The organism is Sphingomonas sp. ASV193 (assembly GCF_040203355.1).
Taxonomy (GTDB): Bacteria; Pseudomonadota; Alphaproteobacteria; order Sphingomonadales; family Sphingomonadaceae; genus Sphingomicrobium.
On record NZ_JBEHBW010000002.1, the window covers coordinates 195,970 to 208,266 of the forward strand.

Here is a 12,297-nt window from a genome sequence, read left to right on the forward strand (position 1 = left end):
TTGGCCTTGCCCTTGGTCGCCTTCTTCGGCGCAGCGGCCTCGTCGGCCGGCTTGCTCACGGCGTTCTCGTCATACTCGTGGGCCTCGATCGGGGCGGCGCCGACGCGCTCCACCACGGTCCAGGTCTTGAGCTTCGAGACCGGGGCGCACTCTTCGATGCGCACCTGCTCGCCCGACTTGTAGGCATTGCCTTCGTCGTGAGCGTGATACTTCTTCGACAGCTTGATGATCTTGCCGTACAGCGGGTGCTTCACCCGCCGCTCGACGCGGACCACCACGGTCTTGTCTCCCTTGTCCGACACCACGGTGCCGGTGAGGACGCGCTTGGGCATCTTCCTATACTCCCTTACGCCTTGGCCGCTTCACGCGCGCGGGCGGATTGCAGCGTCTTGATCCGGGCGATGGTGCGGCGCACTTCCTTGACCCGCGACGGCTTCTCGAGCTGGTTGGTCGCGGACTGGAAGCGCAGGTTGAACTGTTCGCGCTTCAGCTCCGAAAGCTGGGTGGCGAGCTGGTCGTCGCTGGTGACCGAAAGGTTTTCCTTCTTGGCCATGGCTTAGTCCTCCTCGACCATCGTTTCGCCAAGGCGGGCGACCACCTTGACCTTGATCGGCAGCTTCTCCGCGGCGCGCTCGAACGCGACCTTGGCGAGCGGGCCGGGGACGCCGTCGAGTTCGAACAGGATGCGGCCGGGCTTGACCCGCGCGACCCAGAACTCGGGCGCGCCCTTGCCCGAGCCCATGCGGACTTCGGCGGGCTTCGACGAGACCGGGAGGTCGGGGAAGATGCGGATCCAGAGACGGCCCTGGCGACGGATGTGACGCGTGATCGCGCGGCGGGCCGCCTCGATCTGGCGCGCGGTGATCCGCTCGGGCTCCATCGCCTTCAGGCCGAAGGCGCCGAAGTTGAGCTCGGTCCCGCCCTTGGCATTGCCGTGGATGCGGCCCTTGAAGGCCTTGCGGAATTTGGTGCGCTTGGGTTGCAGCATGATCTAATCCTTAGCGCCGGTCGTCGCGCATCGGGCGAACGCCCGAAGTTTGCGCGTCGAGCATAAGCCGATCCTGGGCCATCGGGTCGTGGCCGAGGATCTCGCCCTTGAAGACCCACACCTTGACCCCGCAGACGCCGTAGGCGGTGTGCGCCTGGGCTTCCGCATAGTCGACGTTGCCGCGCAGCGTGTGCAGCGGAACGCGGCCTTCGCGATACCATTCCGAGCGCGCGATCTCGGCGCCGCCGAGACGGCCACCGCAGTTGATCCGGATGCCCTCGGCGCCGAGGCGCATCGCCGACTGCACCGCGCGCTTCATCGCGCGGCGGAAGGCGATACGACGCTCGAGCTGGTCGCAGATGCCCTGCGCCACCAGGCGGGCGTCGACTTCCGGCTTGCGGATCTCGACGATGTTGAGGCTGACATCCGAACCCGTCATCTTGGCGAGCTTCGACTTCAGCTTCTCGATGTCGCTGCCCTTCTTGCCGATGATCACGCCGGGGCGCGCGGCATAGATGGAGATGCGGCACAGCTTGGCCGGGCGCTCGATCACGACCTTCGAGATCGCGGCCTGCGGCAGGCTCGCCATGATGTACTTGCGGATCTTGAGATCCTCGAGCAGCAGACGACCGTAGTCCTGGCCTTCCGCGTACCAGCGGCTGTCCCAGGTGCGGTTGATCTGAAGCCGAAGGCCGATCGCGGACGATTTGTTACCCATTAGGCTTCTTCCTGCTCACGAACGACGACGCGGAGCCGCGAGAACGGCTTGACCACCCGGCTCGAACGGCCGCGGGCGCGCGTCGCGAAACGCTTCATCGAGATCGACTTGCCGACCGACGCCTCGCTGACGACGAGCGCGTCGACGTCGAGGTTGTGGTTGTTCTCGGCATTGGCGACGGCCGAGGCCAGCACCTTGTAGACATCCTCGCTCATGCCCTTCGGCGAGAACTTGAGGATGTTGAGCGCTTCCTCGACCTTGCGGCCGCGGATCAGGCCCGCGACGAGGTTCAGCTTGCGCGCCGAGCCACGAATCATCGTGCCGGTCGCCAGCGCTTCCTTGTCGCCGACCTTGCGGGGGCTCTTGGGCTTGCTCATCAGCGCTTACCCTTCTTGTCGGCGGCGTGGCCGGGGAAGAAGCGGGTCGGCGCGAACTCGCCGAGCTTCATTCCGACCATGTCCTCGTTGACCGAGACCGGCACGAACTTGCGGCCGTTGTAGACGTTGAACGTCAGGCCGACGAACTGCGGCAGGATCGTCGAACGGCGCGACCAGGTCTTGATCGGCGCGCGACCACCCTTGTCCTGCGCGGTCTCCGCCTTCTTCAGCAGCGACAGCTCGACGAACGGACCTTTCCAGACGGAACGAGCCATTACTTCTTCCTCGCGTGGCGCGACCGGATGATGAACTTGTCGGTCGCCTTGTTGTGACGGGTGCGGGCACCCTTGGTCGGCTTGCCCCACGGAGTGACCGGGTGACGGCCGCCCGAGGTCCGGCCTTCACCACCGCCGTGCGGGTGGTCGACCGGGTTCTTGGCGACGCCGCGGGTCAGCGGACGGCGGCCCAGCCAGCGATTGCGGCCGGCCTTCGCCAGGTTGGTGTTGCCATTGTCGGGGTTCGACACCGCGCCGACCGTCGCCATGCAGTCGGAACGGATGTAGCGCTGCTCGCCCGAGTTGAGGCGGACGATGACCATCCCCTTGTCGCGGCCGACGACCTGGACATAGGTCCCGGCGGCGCGGGCGATCTGGCCGCCCTTGCCCGGCTTCATCTCGACGTTGTGGACGATGGTACCGACCGGCATCTGGCCGATCTCCATCGCGTTGCCCGGCTTCACGTCGACCTTCTTGCCCGCGACGACCTTGTCGCCCGGCGCGAGCCGCTGCGGCGCGAGAATGTAGGCCTGCTCGCCGCCCTCGTAGGTCACCAGCGCGATGAACGCCGAGCGGTTCGGGTCATATTCGATCCGCTCGACCGTGCCGGTCACGTCCCAGGTGCGACGCTTGAAGTCGATGATGCGATACTTCTGCTTGTGACCGCCGGCGATCCCGCGCGAGGTCACGTGGCCCTTGTTGTTGCGGCCACCGGTCTTGCGCTTGCCTTCGGTCAGCGCCTTGACCGGCTTGCCCTTCCACAGCGCCGACTTGTCGACGAGGACGAGCCCGCGGCGCGACGGCGAAGTCGGCTTATATTGCTTGAGTGCCATCGGTTAGATCCCGCTCGTGATATCGATGGAATCGCCGTCCTTCAGGCGGATGATCGCCTTCTTGACGTCGCTGCGCTTGTAGGCCTCGCCCTTCCAGCGCTTGGTCTTGCCCTTGGTGACGATCGTGTTGACGCCGGTCACGGTGACGTTGAACAGCGCCTCGATCGCCGCCTTGATCTGCGGCTTCGACGCGGTCTTGGCGACCTTGAACACCACGGCGTTCTGTTCGCTGACCAGGGTCGACTTCTCGGTGATGTGCGGCGCGACGATGACGTCGTAGTGGCGATTGTCGATCGCCGCCGCCTGCGGTTTCTTAGCCATTATTCAGCCCCTCCGGTGACGGCGAAGCGCGCCTCCAGCTTCTCGACCGCGGCGCGGGTCAGGACCAGCGTCTCGTGGCGAAGGATGTCGTACACATTGGCCCCGGCCGCCGGCATCAGGTTGATCGCGCCGAGGTTCGACGACGCCCGGGCGAAACCGACGTTGAGCGCCTCGCCGTCGATCACCAGCGCAGTCTTGCCGAAGCCCAGCTTGCCGAGCTTGGCCGACAGCGCCTTGGTCTTGGCTTCCTTGCCGAGATCGAGGTTGTCGAGCACGATCAGGCTGCCGTCCTTGGCCTTCGCCGACAGCGCCATCTTGAGCCCGAGCGCACGGACCTTCTTGTTCAGCGAGCTGGTGAAGACGCGGGCCCGCGGGCCGTGCGCCTTGCCGCCGCCGATGAACACCGGGGCGCGACGATCGCCGTGACGGGCGGTGCCGCCGCCCTTCTGCTTGCCGAACTTCTTGCCGGTGCGGGCAACGTCGCTGCGCTCGCGCGCGGCGCGCGCCGGGCCGCGGCGGTTGACCAGCTGCCAGGTGATGACGCGGTGGAGGATGTCGGCGCGCGGCTCGACGCCGAACACGGCATCGTTGAGCTCGAGATCGCCACCCTTGCCGGCGTCGAGGGTCTGAACCTTGACCTTCATCGCTTAGCCTTCCTTGCTCTCGTCGGCAGCAGGCTTGTCGCCCGCGTCGGCCGAACCGGCATCGTTGTTCTCAGCCTCGGCAGCAGCCGCTTCCGCGCCCGCTTCCTGCTCGGCCGCGATCGCCGCGACTTCCTCGTCGCTCGGCAGCGCGGGAATCTCGTGGACCGCGGCATCGTCGACCAGGCCGGCCGGCGCTTCGTCGACCGGGGCCTTCGCCCTCGGGTCGAACAGGCCCGCCGGGTACGGCGCCTCGTCGTGACGGCTCAGCTTGATCGCGTCGGCGACGGTCACCCACGAGCCCTTGTGGCCCGGGACCGAGCCCTTGACGAACAGCAGCCCGCGGGCGGCGTCGGTACGGACGATTTCCAGGTTCTGCTGGGTGCGGTTGCGCGCGCCCATGTGCCCGGCCATCTTCTTGTTCTTGAACACGCGGCCCGGGTCCTGGCGGTTGCCGGTCGAACCGTGCGAGCGGTGCGAGACCGACACGCCGTGGGTCGCGCGCAGACCGCCGAAGCCCCAGCGCTTCATCGCGCCGGCAAAGCCCTTGCCCTGCGTCACGCCGCGGATGTCGACCTTCTGGCCGGCGACGAAGTGGTCGGCCGAGATGGTCGCGCCGACGTCGAGGAGTGCATCCTCGGCCACGCGGAACTCGACGACCTTCGCCTTGGGCTCGACCTCGGCCTTGCCGAAGACGGCGCGCTGCGGCTTGGCGACGTTCTTCGCCTTCGCCTTCCCGGCGCCGAGGGTGACGGCGGTGTAGCCGTCGCGATCTTGTTCGCGAACGCCGACGACCTGAACGTCTTCCAGCTGGAGGACGGTGACGGGCACGTGGCGCCCGTCCGCCTGGAACAGGCGGGTCATTCCCATTTTCTTCGCGATCACGCCAGTGCGCATGACCAGTTGCTCCTCACAGAGGCCTGCCCCGTCGCCGGAACAGGCATGCAGCCCATTTGAATGATGCGAGCCCCCGCCGGGCTATTCTCGCGTTAGCGAGAGACGGGGGACGCAGGCCGGTTGTCCCGGAGGACGACCGCGGTATCCCTTATGGTTTTCGCGAAGCAGGATCGCCGAAGAAGCGATTCGACCGCCGCGCGCCAGCCCTTAGGCCAGTTTGATCTCGACGTCCACCCCGGCGGCGAGATCGAGCTTCATCAGCGCGTCGACCGTCTGGGGCGTCGGCTGGACGATGTCGAGCAGCCGCTTGTAGGTGCGCACCTCGAACTGCTCGCGCGACTTCTTGTCGACGTGGGGCGAGCGGTTGACGGTGAACTTCTCGATGCGCGTCGGCAGGGGGATGGGACCGCGAATGAGCGCGCCGGTGCGGCGAGCGGTGTCAGCGATGTCGCCGGTCGCCTGATCGAGCACGCGGTGATCGAAGGCTTTCAAGCGAATGCGGATATTCTGCGTTTCCATGTCCCTACCGATGCGAAAGAGCCGACGGACCGTTGCCGGTCCGAAAACAAAGAGGCCACCCGGTTTGACCCCGGTTCCCCGGGTCGGACGACCTCGACTATGATTTGCAGGACGGGGACGAATCCCCGTCGTTGGAGGCGCCTCTACCGACGAGCGGCGCGAAGATCAACCCCTTGGTATTGCGGATTGCCGACGAGCCGAGGTTGATGTCAGCTGTGCGGTCATTCGCTAAGCCGGGCAGCCTCCGTTTCGCGCTGCAATTCCCAAGCCGCTGCTGCAACCGCCGCTGTCAGGGCCAGCACGACCACGTTGAGAAGGCCATTAGCAATTGCAATGACTGAAGCCGATACGACGTCCTGCGCCTTCGCGATTTCTGGAATAAAGTCGGCCCTCTTTAGTCCATTCAATATAAGCGAAGCAGTAATCAGCGAGAGGCGATGGCCTCGTGTTTTTCGCCATATTTGTACCGGAGAGACAAACGCGGCCGAGAGCGACTGGGCAATAGGCCAGCACGATAAAAGGCTTACCAAAAAGAAAGAGATCAAAAGGCCCAGCAACAATCCAAGCACGCGAGCGGATTCGGTAAAATCCGCCTTCGTCGAGATCGCGAACGTAAGCACGACCCCGAGCGGGGCGAGCATCGCGGCGCTGATCCCGGCGAAGCGCAGATAGCCAGCCCAACTCGTCTTTCGACCTATGATGCCGAGCGTGCTAATGTAAATCGCGGCCAGCGAAGCAGCCACGAGGAGAACTGCCGGCACGATCGCCGCCGTCGTCAACTTTTCGCCGGTTGCCCAGAAAACAATATCAGAAGCCGCAGACATCGCGCTCGCAAAAAGGGCGGCCAACCATCCTTCGCGAGGTAGGCGACTGAGGTTCGCAGCGGCCCGTTGAAATACGCTTCTCGAGAACATCGACGAAATTTGCCGCGCTTCTCGGCAGTCAGCGAGTGCAGAAACAAAAAGCCCGGCGCTTCGCAAGGAAGCACCGGGCTTTTCATCGTCCAGCGCCCGGAGGCGCCGAACCTTACTTGGTGATGTTGCCGACGACGCCCGCGCCGACGGTCCGGCCGCCTTCGCGGATCGCGAAGCGCAGGCCCTGGTCCATCGCGATCGGCGCGATCAGCTTCACGCCCAGCGACACGTTGTCGCCCGGCATGACCATCTCGGTGCCTTCCGGCAGCTGCACTTCGCCCGTCACGTCGGTCGTGCGGAAGTAGAACTGCGGACGATAGTTGGCGAAGAACGGCGTGTGACGGCCGCCCTCGTCCTTCGACAGGACGTACACCTCGGCCTGGAACTCGGTGTGCGGCGTGACCGAACCCGGCTTGGCCAGAACCTGGCCACGCTCGACTTCCTCACGGCCGACGCCGCGGATCAGCGCGCCGATGTTGTCGCCCGCTTCGCCCTGGTCGAGCAGCTTGCGGAACATTTCGACGCCGGTGACGGTCGTCTTCTTGGTGTCCTTGATGCCGACGATCTCGACTTCCTCACCCACCTTGACGACGCCGGTCTCGACGCGGCCGGTGACCACGGTGCCGCGGCCCGAGATCGAGAACACGTCTTCGATCGGCATCAGGAACGGCTTGTCGAGCGGACGCTCCGGCTGCGGGATCCAGTCGTCGACCGCCTTCATCAGCTCGAGGATCTTCTCGTCGCCGATTTCGGGGTTGCGGTCCTCGAGCGCGGCGAGCGCCGAGCCCGACACGATCGGAATGTTGTCGCCGTCGAAGTCGCGCTTCGAAAGCTCCTCGCGGATTTCGAGCTCGACGAGCTCGAGCAGCTCGGGATCGTCGACCTGGTCGACCTTGTTGAGGAAGACCACCATGGTCGGAACGCCGACCTGCTTGGCGAGCAGGATGTGCTCCTTGGTCTGCGGCATCGGGCCGTCGGCGGCCGACACCACCAGGATCGCGCCGTCCATCTGCGCCGCGCCGGTGATCATGTTCTTCACATAGTCGGCGTGGCCCGGGCAGTCGACGTGGGCATAGTGGCGCTTGTCGGTCTCATACTCGACGTGCGCGGTCGAGATGGTGATGCCGCGCTCGCGCTCTTCCGGCGCCTTGTCGATGTTCGCGAAGTCGACGGCAACGCCGCCGCCATGCTTCGCCAGCACCTTGGTGATGGCCGCCGTCAGCGACGTCTTGCCATGGTCGACGTGACCGATGGTGCCGATGTTGCAGTGCGGCTTGTTCCGCTCAAACTTTGCCTTCGCCATTTTAACGCCTCTTCTTGCTCATCTGATGGAATCGGGCGGCGCTCGCCCGGTTGCGAGCGCGCCCTTAACGACTAATTTTCGATTACGCCAGCTTCGCCTTCACTTCGTCGGCGACGTTCTGCGGCACTTCTTCGTAGTGCGAGAACTGCATGGTGTACTGCGCGCGGCCCTGCGTGAACGAGCGCAGCTGGTTCACATAGCCGAACATGTTGGCCAGCGGCACCATCGCCTCGACCACCTGCGCGTTGCCGCGGCTGTCGGTGCCCTGGATCTGGCCGCGCCGGCTGTTCATGTCGCCGATGACGTCGCCGAGATAATCCTCGGGGGTCACCACCTCGACCTTCATGATCGGCTCGAGCAGCTTGATGCCGGCCTTCTGGGCGGCTTCACGCATCGCGCCGCGGCCGGCGATTTCGAACGCCAGCGCCGAGGAGTCGACGTCGTGATACTTGCCGTCGAGCAGCTCGATGTCGAAGTCGATGATCGGGAAGCCGATCAGCGAGCCGGTCTCGGCGGTCTCGCGCATGCCCTTCTCGACCGACGGGATATATTCGCGCGGAATATTGCCGCCCTTTATCGAGTCGATGAAGTTGATGCCCTGGCCGCGTTCGCCCGGGCGAAGCGCGACCTTGACCTCGCCGAACTGGCCCGAGCCGCCCGACTGCTTCTTGTGGGTGTAGATCAGCTCGACCGGCTTCGCGAGCGACTCGCGATACGCCACCTGAGGCGCGCCGACGTTCGCTTCGACCTTGAACTCGCGCTTCATGCGATCGACCAGGATGTCGAGGTGAAGCTCGCCCATCCCCTTGATGATCGTCTGGCCCGATTCATGGTCGGTCGACACGCGGAACGACGGGTCCTCGGCGGCCAGGCGCGACAGGGCGACGCCCATCTTCTCCTGGTCGGCCTTGGTCTTCGGCTCGACGCTCAGCTCGATCACCGGCTCGGGGAATTCCATCCGCTCGAGGATGATCGGCGCCTTTTCGGCGCACAGCGTGTCGCCGGTGGTGGTTTCCTTCAGCCCCGCCAGCGCGACGATGTCGCCCGCATAGGCCTCGTCGATGTCCTCGCGGCTGTTGGCATGCATCAGCAGCATGCGGCCGATCTTTTCCTTCTTGTCCTTCACCGAGTTCAGGTAGCTGCCCTTCGACAGCTTGCCCGAATAGATGCGCGCGAAGGTCAGCGAGCCGACGAACGGGTCGTTCATGATCTTGAATGCCAGCGCCGCGAACGGCTCGTCGTCGCTCGACGGACGGGTTTCCTCGGCCTCGTTGTCGGGGTTGATGCCCTTGATCGGCGGAATGTCGAGCGGGCTCGGCATGTAGTCGACGACCGCGTCGAGCAGCGGTTGGACGCCCTTGTTCTTGAACGCCGAACCGCACACCACCGGCACGAACGCGCGCGCCAGCGTGCCCTTGCGGATCAGCCCCTTGAGCGTCGCCACGTCGGGCTCCTCGCCCTCGAGATACGCCATCATGACTTCGTCGTCCTGCTCGACGACGGTCTCGAGCAGGTCGTGGCGATACTGCGCCGCCTTGTCGGCGAGCTCGGCGGGAATGTCGGTATAGTCGAACTTCGCGCCCAGGCTCTCGTCCTGCCAGACGATGCCGCGCATGTTGACCAGGTCGACCACGCCCTTGAGATCGCTTTCGGCGCCGATCGGCAGCGTCAGCACCAGCGGCTTGGCGCCGAGGCGGTCGATGATCGACTGGACGCAATAGTAGAAATCGGCGCCGGTGCGGTCGAGCTTGTTGATGAAGCACATCCGCGGAACGCCGTACTTGTCGGCCTGCCGCCACACCGTCTCCGACTGCGGCTCGACGCCGGCGACGCCGTCGAACACCGCGACCGCGCCGTCGAGCACGCGCAGCGAACGCTCGACCTCGATGGTGAAGTCGACGTGGCCAGGAGTGTCGATGATGTTGATCCGGTGCTCGGGGCCCTGCCCGTCCTCGGCCTTCCAGAACGTCGTCGTTGCCGCGGACGTGATGGTGATCCCGCGCTCCTGCTCCTGCTCCATCCAGTCCATCGTCGCCGAGCCCTCGTGGACCTCGCCGATCTTGTACGACTTGCCGGTGTAATAGAGGATGCGCTCGGTCGTCGTCGTCTTGCCGGCGTCGATGTGCGCCATGATGCCGATGTTGCGATAGCGTTCGAGCGGATGGCTGCGGGCCATGTCAGTGGGCTTCCTTAACAATGTCGGGGGACCGGCGCAAAGCCGATCCCCCTGAATATAGGGACTATTTTCGACAGCGCCAGTTGGGCGACGCCATCGTTACCAGCGGTAGTGCGAGAAGGCGCGGTTGGCCTCGGCCATGCGGTGCGTGTCCTCGCGCTTCTTCACCGCGTTGCCGCGGTTCTGCGAGGCGTCCATCAGCTCGCCCGATAGGCGGCCGGCCATGGTCTTCTCGCTGCGCCCGCGCGCGGCGGTGATCAGCCAGCGGATCGCCAGCGCCTGCGCGCGGACGTCGCGGACTTCGACCGGGACCTGGTAGGTCGCGCCGCCGACGCGGCGGCTGCGGACCTCGATGCCCGGCTTCACATTGTTGAGCGCGTCGTGGAAAACCGCGATCGGGTCCTTTTTCAGACGGGCTTCGACATTGTCGAGCGCGGTGTAGACGATGCTTTCCGCGACCGACTTCTTCCCGTCGAGCATGATGTTGTTCATGAACTTCGACAGGGTGATGTCGCCGAACTTGGGATCCGGCAGGATGACGCGCTTTTCTGGGCGACGACGACGGGACATAAGTTATTCCTTATCAAGAGCGGCGCGCCAGCCTCAAGCGGCGCGGCCGGCGAAACCAGCTTACTTCGGGCGCTTGGCGCCGTACTTGGAGCGCGACTGGCGGCGATCCTTCACGCCCTGCGTGTCGAGCACGCCGCGAAGGACGTGGTAGCGCACGCCGGGAAGGTCGCGCACACGGCCGCCGCGGATCAGCACGACGCTGTGTTCCTGCAGGTTGTGGCCCTCGCCCGGGATGTACGAAATGACTTCGCGCTGGTTGGTCAGGCGAACCTTGGCCACCTTGCGCAACGCCGAGTTCGGCTTCTTCGGGGTCGTCGTGTAGACGCGGGTGCAGACGCCGCGCTTCTGCGGGTTCTGTTCCATCGCAGGGACCTTCGACTTGGCCTTCTGCGGGTCGCGACCCTTGCGGATCAGCTGGTTAATCGTCGGCATGAAGCCTTCACCTTTCGTTGCCGGACCGAATCGCCGGCGGTTACTTTGCCCAATGCAAAAGCGCGAAATCCCGGGCGGCAAACGCCGGCCGGAGTTTCGCGTGCTTGAAGCAATGTTCAGCTCTGCCCGGCCAATTAGCTGGCACGGACGAGCGGCCCCCTAGTGGGATTCGCCCCGATCGTCAACCGTTCGCCCCCGTGCCTACTGCCCCTCGCCGCCATTTACCGACCGTTAGTCGTGAGGGGCTAAAGCGGTGAGCGTTCGGCAGTTTTCAAACGGGGCAAGGCGTGGGCAAACTTCATTTCTGGCTGATCGGCGCGGGCGCGGCGTGGCTCGGCTACCTCTACTACAACGGCTTCCCGTACGGCGGCTTCGGCATCGGCACCGCGTTCGGCGCGATCGGGCTCGGGATTCGCCAATGGTCGATGGCAAGCGCGCACAAGGAACGGCAGGAGGCGGCCATCTCGGGCAACTACCGCCCGCAGAAGGACAAGTGGCACTACCACGGCCCGCCCTTCTGATCGGCTGACCCCTATTCGCTCGTCGCCCCGTCCCACTCCTCGTCGTGGTGGCGGGAGTCGGCCTCTTCCTTGGTCGCCTGGACGATCCCGTCCTTGTGCTCGGGCGGCCCGTAGAGCGTGTAGAGCTTGAGCGGCGCATCGCCGGTGTTGCGGACGTTGTGCCGCGCGCCCGCCGGGACGACGACCCCGCTGCCGTCGGTCACCGCGTAGCGATTGTCGTCGATCTCGACCTCGCCCTCGCCTTCCTCGAACCGGAAGAACTGGTCGCGTTCGTCATGCACCTCGCTGCCGATGTCGCAGCCGGGCGGCAGGGTCATCAGCACCAGCTGGAGGTGATGCCCGGTGTAGAGCACGCGGCGAAATTCGCCGTTGCCGGTGGTCAGCGCCTCGATGTCGTCGTGGAATCCCTTCATCGCCGCTCAGCCTTTCTTCTTCATCGGGTCGTGGCCCCAGTTCATCAGGCTGTAGCGCCAGTTCGACTCCTCGGGGTGCGCCGGGCGCTGCGCGAGATGGCGGTGAACATAGCCGATCACCTTTTTCATGTGCGCATAGTCTGCGGCGGTGAGGTCGCTCACGTCCTTGCGCTTGATCCGGACGATGTGCCGCCCGCTCTCGTGGCCGACGCTCTCGCCCTTGCCGTCGCCGTCCGCGCCCTTCCAGCCGACCGTCTTGCTGTCCTCGCTGTCGAGCCATTTCTCGAGCTCGGCAGGCCCCATGTTGACCGCCTCGCCGAAATCCTTGCGGATGTCGGCCTTGTCGTCGGCGTCGGTCGTCGCTGTCATCCTCGTCTCCTCGCGCGCTCCAATGCGCGA

18 protein-coding genes and 1 pseudogene are annotated in these 12,297 nt (G+C 65.2%); 1 reads left to right on the plus strand and 18 read right to left on the minus strand.

The features are described from left to right. Positions 1–92: 92 nt before the first annotated feature. The 16 genes and pseudogenes from rpsQ to rpsL form a co-directional block, all read right to left on the minus strand. Positions 93–332 (minus strand): annotated as a pseudogene (gene rpsQ, locus ABDK56_RS04885) (30S ribosomal protein S17); the annotation flags it as partial. Positions 333–346: 14 nt separating this feature from the next. Next, positions 347–553 (minus strand): 50S ribosomal protein L29, encoded by a 207-nt coding sequence (gene rpmC / locus ABDK56_RS04890; RefSeq protein WP_349807015.1) that lies wholly within the window; start codon positions 551–553, stop codon positions 347–349. 3 nt (positions 554–556) lie between these two features. Continuing rightward, entirely contained in the window at positions 557–988 is a 432-nt protein-coding gene (gene rplP / locus ABDK56_RS04895; RefSeq protein WP_349807016.1) for a 50S ribosomal protein L16, read from the minus strand. Between the two features lie 10 nt (positions 989–998). Beyond that, complete coding sequence (gene rpsC, locus ABDK56_RS04900; protein WP_349807017.1) at positions 999–1,706, minus strand: 30S ribosomal protein S3; 708 nt, start codon at positions 1,704–1,706, stop codon at positions 999–1,001. Continuing rightward, positions 1,706–2,083 carry a 50S ribosomal protein L22 gene (gene rplV / locus ABDK56_RS04905; protein ID WP_349807018.1) on the minus strand — a complete coding sequence of 126 codons (378 nt, stop codon included), beginning with the start codon at positions 2,081–2,083 and terminating at the stop codon, positions 1,706–1,708. The genes rpsC and rplV overlap by 1 nt, the downstream gene beginning before the upstream one ends. Then, on the minus strand, positions 2,083–2,358 hold the full coding sequence (gene rpsS, locus ABDK56_RS04910; RefSeq protein WP_349807019.1) for a 30S ribosomal protein S19: 276 nt from the start codon (positions 2,356–2,358) through the stop codon (positions 2,083–2,085). Before rpsS ends, rplV begins: the two co-directional genes overlap by 1 nt. Continuing rightward, positions 2,358–3,191 carry a 50S ribosomal protein L2 gene (gene rplB, locus ABDK56_RS04915; protein ID WP_349807020.1) on the minus strand — a complete coding sequence of 278 codons (834 nt, stop codon included), beginning with the start codon at positions 3,189–3,191 and terminating at the stop codon, positions 2,358–2,360. The genes rpsS and rplB overlap by 1 nt, the downstream gene beginning before the upstream one ends. A 3-nt stretch (positions 3,192–3,194) precedes the next feature. Next, positions 3,195–3,512, minus strand: a complete 318-nt coding sequence (locus ABDK56_RS04920) for a 50S ribosomal protein L23 (RefSeq protein ID WP_349807021.1) — start codon at positions 3,510–3,512, stop codon at positions 3,195–3,197. Then, on the minus strand, positions 3,512–4,156 hold the full coding sequence (gene rplD, locus ABDK56_RS04925; protein ID WP_349807022.1) for a 50S ribosomal protein L4: 645 nt from the start codon (positions 4,154–4,156) through the stop codon (positions 3,512–3,514). Before rplD ends, ABDK56_RS04920 begins: the two co-directional genes overlap by 1 nt. 3 nt (positions 4,157–4,159) lie before the next feature. After that, complete coding sequence (gene rplC, locus ABDK56_RS04930; protein WP_349807023.1) at positions 4,160–5,050, minus strand: 50S ribosomal protein L3; 891 nt, start codon at positions 5,048–5,050, stop codon at positions 4,160–4,162. A gap of 207 nt (positions 5,051–5,257) precedes the next feature. Continuing rightward, positions 5,258–5,569, minus strand: a complete 312-nt coding sequence (gene rpsJ, locus ABDK56_RS04935) for a 30S ribosomal protein S10 (protein WP_028969184.1) — start codon at positions 5,567–5,569, stop codon at positions 5,258–5,260. Between the two features lie 221 nt (positions 5,570–5,790). Further along, on the minus strand, positions 5,791–6,417 hold the full coding sequence (locus ABDK56_RS04940) for a hypothetical protein (RefSeq protein ID WP_349807024.1): 627 nt from the start codon (positions 6,415–6,417) through the stop codon (positions 5,791–5,793). Positions 6,418–6,595: 178 nt separating this feature from the next. Then, positions 6,596–7,786, minus strand: coding sequence for an elongation factor Tu (gene tuf, locus ABDK56_RS04945; RefSeq protein WP_349807025.1), 1,191 nt, complete (start codon positions 7,784–7,786; stop codon positions 6,596–6,598). Positions 7,787–7,868: 82 nt separating this feature from the next. Continuing rightward, the gene (gene fusA / locus ABDK56_RS04950; RefSeq protein WP_349807026.1) at positions 7,869–9,962 is read right to left on the minus strand and encodes an elongation factor G; all 2,094 of its coding nucleotides are present in this window, start codon (positions 9,960–9,962) and stop codon (positions 7,869–7,871) included. Positions 9,963–10,061: 99 nt separating this feature from the next. Then, positions 10,062–10,532 (minus strand): 30S ribosomal protein S7, encoded by a 471-nt coding sequence (gene rpsG, locus ABDK56_RS04955; RefSeq protein ID WP_349807027.1) that lies wholly within the window; start codon positions 10,530–10,532, stop codon positions 10,062–10,064. Positions 10,533–10,592: 60 nt separating this feature from the next. Continuing rightward, entirely contained in the window at positions 10,593–10,964 is a 372-nt protein-coding gene (gene rpsL, locus ABDK56_RS04960; protein WP_187541387.1) for a 30S ribosomal protein S12, read from the minus strand. A gap of 287 nt (positions 10,965–11,251) precedes the next feature. On the opposite strand from rpsL, the gene ABDK56_RS04965 reads away from it, so the two are divergent. Beyond that, the gene (locus ABDK56_RS04965) at positions 11,252–11,485 is read left to right on the plus strand and encodes a hypothetical protein (RefSeq protein WP_349807028.1); all 234 of its coding nucleotides are present in this window, start codon (positions 11,252–11,254) and stop codon (positions 11,483–11,485) included. Positions 11,486–11,496: 11 nt separating this feature from the next. On the opposite strand, the gene ABDK56_RS04970 is transcribed toward ABDK56_RS04965, so the two are convergent. Together ABDK56_RS04970 and ABDK56_RS04975 are read right to left on the minus strand one after the other, a co-directional pair. Beyond that, a complete protein-coding gene (locus ABDK56_RS04970) occupies positions 11,497–11,898 on the minus strand; it encodes a cupin domain-containing protein (protein WP_349807029.1) in 402 nt (133 codons plus the stop codon). A gap of 6 nt (positions 11,899–11,904) precedes the next feature. Further along, positions 11,905–12,267, minus strand: coding sequence for a DUF3140 domain-containing protein (locus ABDK56_RS04975; RefSeq protein WP_349807030.1), 363 nt, complete (start codon positions 12,265–12,267; stop codon positions 11,905–11,907). Positions 12,268–12,297 lie beyond the last annotated feature (30 nt).

Bases quoted from the DNA above. Each gene is read 5' to 3' on its own strand.
- rpmC (WP_349807015.1), bottom strand. From the start codon at position 553: ATGGCCAAGAAGGAAAACCTTTCGGTCACCAGCGACGACCAGCTCGCC.
- rplP (WP_349807016.1), bottom strand. From the start codon at position 988: ATGCTGCAACCCAAGCGCACCAAATTCCGCAAGGCCTTCAAGGGCCGC.
- rpsC (WP_349807017.1), bottom strand. From the start codon at position 1,706: ATGGGTAACAAATCGTCCGCGATCGGCCTTCGGCTTCAGATCAACCGC.
- rplV (WP_349807018.1), bottom strand. From the start codon at position 2,083: ATGAGCAAGCCCAAGAGCCCCCGCAAGGTCGGCGACAAGGAAGCGCTG.
- rpsS (WP_349807019.1), bottom strand. From the start codon at position 2,358: ATGGCTCGTTCCGTCTGGAAAGGTCCGTTCGTCGAGCTGTCGCTGCTG.
- rplB (WP_349807020.1), bottom strand. From the start codon at position 3,191: ATGGCACTCAAGCAATATAAGCCGACTTCGCCGTCGCGCCGCGGGCTC.
- ABDK56_RS04920 (WP_349807021.1), bottom strand. From the start codon at position 3,512: ATGGCTAAGAAACCGCAGGCGGCGGCGATCGACAATCGCCACTACGAC.
- rplD (WP_349807022.1), bottom strand. From the start codon at position 4,156: ATGAAGGTCAAGGTTCAGACCCTCGACGCCGGCAAGGGTGGCGATCTC.
- rplC (WP_349807023.1), bottom strand. From the start codon at position 5,050: ATGCGCACTGGCGTGATCGCGAAGAAAATGGGAATGACCCGCCTGTTC.
- rpsJ (WP_028969184.1), bottom strand. From the start codon at position 5,569: ATGGAAACGCAGAATATCCGCATTCGCTTGAAAGCCTTCGATCACCGC.
- tuf (WP_349807025.1), bottom strand. From the start codon at position 7,786: ATGGCGAAGGCAAAGTTTGAGCGGAACAAGCCGCACTGCAACATCGGC.
- fusA (WP_349807026.1), bottom strand. From the start codon at position 9,962: ATGGCCCGCAGCCATCCGCTCGAACGCTATCGCAACATCGGCATCATG.
- rpsG (WP_349807027.1), bottom strand. From the start codon at position 10,532: ATGTCCCGTCGTCGTCGCCCAGAAAAGCGCGTCATCCTGCCGGATCCC.
- rpsL (WP_187541387.1), bottom strand. From the start codon at position 10,964: ATGCCGACGATTAACCAGCTGATCCGCAAGGGTCGCGACCCGCAGAAG.
- ABDK56_RS04970 (WP_349807029.1), bottom strand. From the start codon at position 11,898: ATGAAGGGATTCCACGACGACATCGAGGCGCTGACCACCGGCAACGGC.
- ABDK56_RS04975 (WP_349807030.1), bottom strand. From the start codon at position 12,267: ATGACAGCGACGACCGACGCCGACGACAAGGCCGACATCCGCAAGGAT.